Raw genomic sequence first — 4,728 nt, forward strand, 5'->3', positions numbered from 1 at the left:
TATAGCTGCCGCCAACTGTATCAGGACATAAAACTCCAAAGAGAGCTGCCGCGCTCCGCGCGGCAACTCTCTTTGGGGTTTTGATTTTGTCCTAACAAAACTGGTGGCAGATATAAAATCACAAAATGGCTACGCCATTTTGTGATTTAGTATTACAGTTTAGTTAGTCATCATATTGCGGCGGTAATTATTGTACTTTTGGTGACTGCGGTAGAAAATGAAAAAAGTAAAGAATAGTCCTGTCAAAAAAGATAACTAGTCGGCAAATGGCGATGACCTTTAAATTCAACGACCTTTGCGGACGATTCCATTATTACAATGCCAAAGCAAATCACCCAAGGATTTCGAGCCAGTTTCGTAGATGCGATCGCCGATCCTTTTTATGAATCAGAAGCTGATAGTATTCGATATTTTCCCGATGGTTTGCTCGTAGTCGAGCATGGTAAAGTGAAGGAATTAGGGGATTATAACGATTTGCGATCGCGGTACGCGGATCTCCCCATTACGCATTATCCCAATCACATAATTGTTTCAGGTTTTATCGATACCCATATTCATTTTCCTCAGATGGAGATGATTGCTTCCTATGGTCAGCAATTATTGGAATGGCTGAGTACCTACACCTTTCCCACGGAAGCAAAGTTTGCCGATCGCCACTATGCATCGGAAATTGCCACTCTCTTTCTGAAGGAGCTATTGCGAAATGGAACTACCACTGCCTTAGTATTTACGTCCGTATTTCCCCAGTCAACCGAAGCATTTTTTGAAGAAGCACAACGGCTCAATTTGCGGATGATTGCAGGGAAAGTGATGATGGATCGTCATGCTCCTGATTTTTTAACCGATACCGCCGACTCCTCCTATCGAGAATCCAAACAGTTAATTGAGAAATGGCATAAGCGCGATCGCCTTCTCTATGCTGTCACCCCAAGATTTGCCATTACCTCCACCCCAGAACAGTTAACCAATGCAGGTAAACTACTGACCGAATTTCCCGATGTGTATCTACATACCCATCTTTCGGAAAATGTGAAAGAAGTGGCGGCCGTGGCAGCAGTATTTCCCGATCATAAAGGCTATCTAGATGTGTACGATCGCGCAGGTTTAGTAGGCGAAAGATCGATCTTTGCCCATGGTGTCCAACTGACCGATCGGGAATTTGCCAGATTAGCCGAGGCAAATTCCGCGATCGCTTTTTGTCCGACTTCTAATTTGTTTTTGGGCAGTGGGCTTTTCAAATTAGAAAAGGCTAAGTCGCAAGAAACCCCCGTCAAAGTGGGACTGGGTACTGATGTGGGGGCTGGTACGAGTTTTTCGATTTTACGCACTGCTTGCGCCGCCTATCAAGTCGCCCAGTTGCGAGAAACAAAGCTATCATCCTTTCAAGCTTTGTTTCTCGCGACTTTAGGGGGAGCTAGAGCTTTATGTCTGGAGGATAAATTAGGAAATTTTGAGATTGGGAAAGAAGCCGATTTTGTCGTACTCAATCCGCGCTCAACCCCGATTATGGAAATAAGAAACCAACGTTCCGATGCGACTCTGCCACCCACCATAGCGGAAATATCCGATCACCTATTTGCCACGATCGTCATGGGTGACGATCGGGCGATCGCGGCTACCTACATCATGGGTGACTTAGCACACAAAGCTTAAAATTCGGCATTCTGGGGAAAACGGGGGAAGGGAATTACATCGCGAATATTGCCCATACCTGTAATGAATTGGACTAAGCGCTCGAAACCTAGACCAAACCCAGCGTGCGGCACGGTTCCATAACGACGTAAATCCAGATACCACCAATAGTCTTCAGGATTGAGCCCGACATTGCGAATTCTCGCTTCCAATACATCAAGACGCTCTTCACGCTGGGAGCCACCGATAATTTCCCCCACGCCAGGGGCGAGGATATCCATAGCTCGCACCGTTTGCCGATCGCTTGCCGTTCCCTCGTTCACCCGCATATAGAAGGCTTTAATGCCAAGGGGATAATCCATAACAATCACAGGCTTCTGAAAATGCTCTTCCGCAAGAAATCGTTCATGTTCCGATTGGAGATCTAATCCCCATTGGACTGGATACTCAAAGGTTTTACTGCAATTTTCCAGAATGGCGATCGCTTCCGTATAGGTAATGCGCTCAAACTTTTCATCGACGATCTTCCGCGCATTGACCATGACGCGATCGTTTACCCGTTCTTGGAAAAATTCCATATCTTCGGGACAGGTGGCTAACACATAGTTAAAAATATATTTGAGAAAATCTTCCGCCAGATCTGCATCTCCCTCTAAATCGCAAAAAGCCATCTCAGGTTCAATCATCCAAAATTCGGCAAGGTGGCGTGAGGTATTAGAGTTTTCTGCGCGGAACGTGGGGCCAAAGGTATAGACATTAGAAAAGGCGGTCGCCATAATTTCCGCCTCTAGCTGTCCACTGACAGTCAGAAAGGCGGGCTTGCCAAAAAAGTCCTGCGAAAAATCAACGGGTTTTCCCGTTGCCGCCACCTTATTTAAATCCAAGGTGGTCACCCCAAACATTTCACCCGCCCCTTCACAGTCGCTAGCCGTGACGATGGGCGTATGCACCCACAAAAATCCTCGTTCTTGAAAAAATTGATGAATTGCAAAGGCACAGGCATTGCGGACGCGAAACACTGCGCCAAACATATTGGTACGGGGGCGTAAGTGGGCGATCGTGCGGAGAAATTCGATCGAATGACGTTTTTTTTGTAGAGGATAGGTTTCGGGATCGGCTGTGCCAAAAACAGCGATCGCCGTTGCCTGCATTTCCACCCTCTGCCCCTTGCCCATCGACTCGACCAGAATCCCAGATACCTCAATGGATGTGCCCGTAGTTATTTGCTTGACTAGGGTTTCATAACCATCGAGATCTTGGGGTAAAACAATTTGTAAACCCTGAACCGATGAGCCATCATTTAATTCTAAGAAGGCTATTCCCTTACCTTCTCGCTTTGTCCTTACCCAACCGCGTACAAGATACGAGTCGCTAACTTGACCCTTACGCAATAAGTCAACAATTCTTGCAGATGCCATATGCTAGAAATAATCGCTAGAAATAACTGTGAGTAGTCTGTAGAGCGATGAAATCAGCGATCGCATTGCTCATAGGCAGCTATCCTAACATTTTAAAGAATGACCTCGGCAGAAACCTTATATGCGCCCCTTCGGAAGAATCCCCAAAATACCAATACTAAATTACTTATCCTAAAATATTTATCGCCTCAGCACTTCAATTATCAAGTTTGTAAGTTGAACATTTATGAAGTTGAACAGTTACAAAGTTGAACAGTTAAAAAATTGATATGCAGAGCCGTCAAAATTCCCAATAAAACTAGAAATAAAAACAAACGAGAAAACAGCGATAAACCAAAAAATAAAAACAAAAATAAAAACAAAAATCTAAATAAAGATTGAAATGAAGTGCAAAAGGCTAAAAGCTAGGAACGATCTAGCTCTCATAAGCCATTTCACGGATTAAAGGCAAACGATGGCTGATATAGTTACTGAGATCGTTCTGTTGGTGAGAATCAAGGGATGAGCGTTGCTGTACTTGATCGACTAACCAGCTCATTAATCCATCATCATCGAGATTTAAGAGCAAATTCGGCTGGGCTTGGCTAACTGAGTCCCAGAAGAGGCGTATGATAGCAGGTGTCATGTCTGTTTTCCGTAACCTTAATGTTGTTCTAACATTTTATAGGTTAGTACATTTGCTACTTATTTATGTTAAGAATCACACAAAATGAAATAAAAGACACCTCCCTCAAGATTGATTGCTAAACGATCGCTAGTTTCTTCTCCATCGCATTCCCAGACAGAGGTATTTTTTATGGCTAGACAGGTAGAGATTTGGAATAATCGTGCTGAGATTGCATCGAGAGCCTTGTTGTTATGTCAACTTGCTTACAATGAGGCGATCGCTAAAAATGACAGATTTACGATTGTCGCCGCAGGGGGTAGTACTCCTCGAGTCCTCTATGAGCTATTGGCGACGAAGGAATGGGAATGGTCAAAAGTCCATGTCTTTTGGGGAGATGAGCGCTATGTCCCCGTCAGCGATCCCCAGAGTAATGAAGGCATGACCCGTAAGGCATGGTTGGATCTGGTCGCCATTCCTGCATCTAATATTCATGCGATCCCCACCGATCCCACCGATCCCGCGATCGCCGCTAATCAATACGAGCAGCATATTCAAGAATTTTTTGGGGTTGCGTCAGGAGAAATTCCTCAGTTCGATCTAATTCTATTGGGCATGGGGGATGACGGACATACAGCTTCTTTATTTCCCCACACTAAGGCGCTTAAAGTTAGCGATCGCCTTGTAACTGTTGGCGAAAAAGATGGACAGCCAAGAATTACCATGACTGCGCCCCTGATCAATCAAGCTAAAGAAATTGTTTTTATGGTTGATGGGGCAGCCAAGGCAAAGGCTTTAACGGCGGTATTAGCGCCCAAAGGGGATGTAAATCTCTATCCTTCCAGATTGATTACGGGAAATACGATTTGGCTATGCGATCGTACCGCTAAGGTATAGCACCAATTCACAAAATGGCGTAGCCATTTTGTGAATTGGTATAACGTCAGTTCGGATTAAGCTGACAAATTTTAAAAGCCCAAAAGTAAAAGCCTTGCTAAGCAAGGCTTTTACTTTTGGGCTTTGAGAGAGGGTTTGCGTAGCAAACCCTCTCTCAAAGCTCGTTTCAAATTATCC

4 protein-coding genes are annotated in these 4,728 nt (G+C 44.6%); 2 read left to right on the forward strand and 2 right to left on the reverse strand.

From position 1 onward, the window contains the following. Window positions 1–318: 318 nt before the first annotated feature. Window positions 319–1,653, forward strand: coding sequence for a guanine deaminase (gene guaD, locus AC805_RS09285; protein WP_055075170.1), 1,335 nt, complete (start codon window positions 319–321; stop codon window positions 1,651–1,653). Here guaD and asnS read toward each other — a convergent pair. Together asnS and AC805_RS09295 are read right to left on the reverse strand one after the other, a co-directional pair. Continuing rightward, window positions 1,650–3,050 carry an asparagine--tRNA ligase gene (gene asnS / locus AC805_RS09290; RefSeq protein WP_055075171.1) on the reverse strand — a complete coding sequence of 467 codons (1,401 nt, stop codon included), beginning with the start codon at window positions 3,048–3,050 and terminating at the stop codon, window positions 1,650–1,652. The genes guaD and asnS overlap by 4 nt on opposite strands. Before the next feature lie 415 nt (window positions 3,051–3,465). Beyond that, window positions 3,466–3,675 carry a hypothetical protein gene (locus AC805_RS09295; RefSeq protein WP_009625862.1) on the reverse strand — a complete coding sequence of 70 codons (210 nt, stop codon included), beginning with the start codon at window positions 3,673–3,675 and terminating at the stop codon, window positions 3,466–3,468. 171 nt (window positions 3,676–3,846) lie between these two features. Here AC805_RS09295 and pgl point away from each other — a divergent pair, with 171 nt between their 5' ends. After that, a complete protein-coding gene (pgl, locus tag AC805_RS09300; protein WP_055075172.1) occupies window positions 3,847–4,551 on the forward strand; it encodes a 6-phosphogluconolactonase in 705 nt (234 codons plus the stop codon). Window positions 4,552–4,728 lie beyond the last annotated feature (177 nt).

The sequence above is a fragment of the Pseudanabaena sp. 'Roaring Creek' genome, from assembly GCF_001402795.1.
GTDB lineage: Bacteria > Cyanobacteriota > Cyanobacteriia > Pseudanabaenales > Pseudanabaenaceae > Pseudanabaena.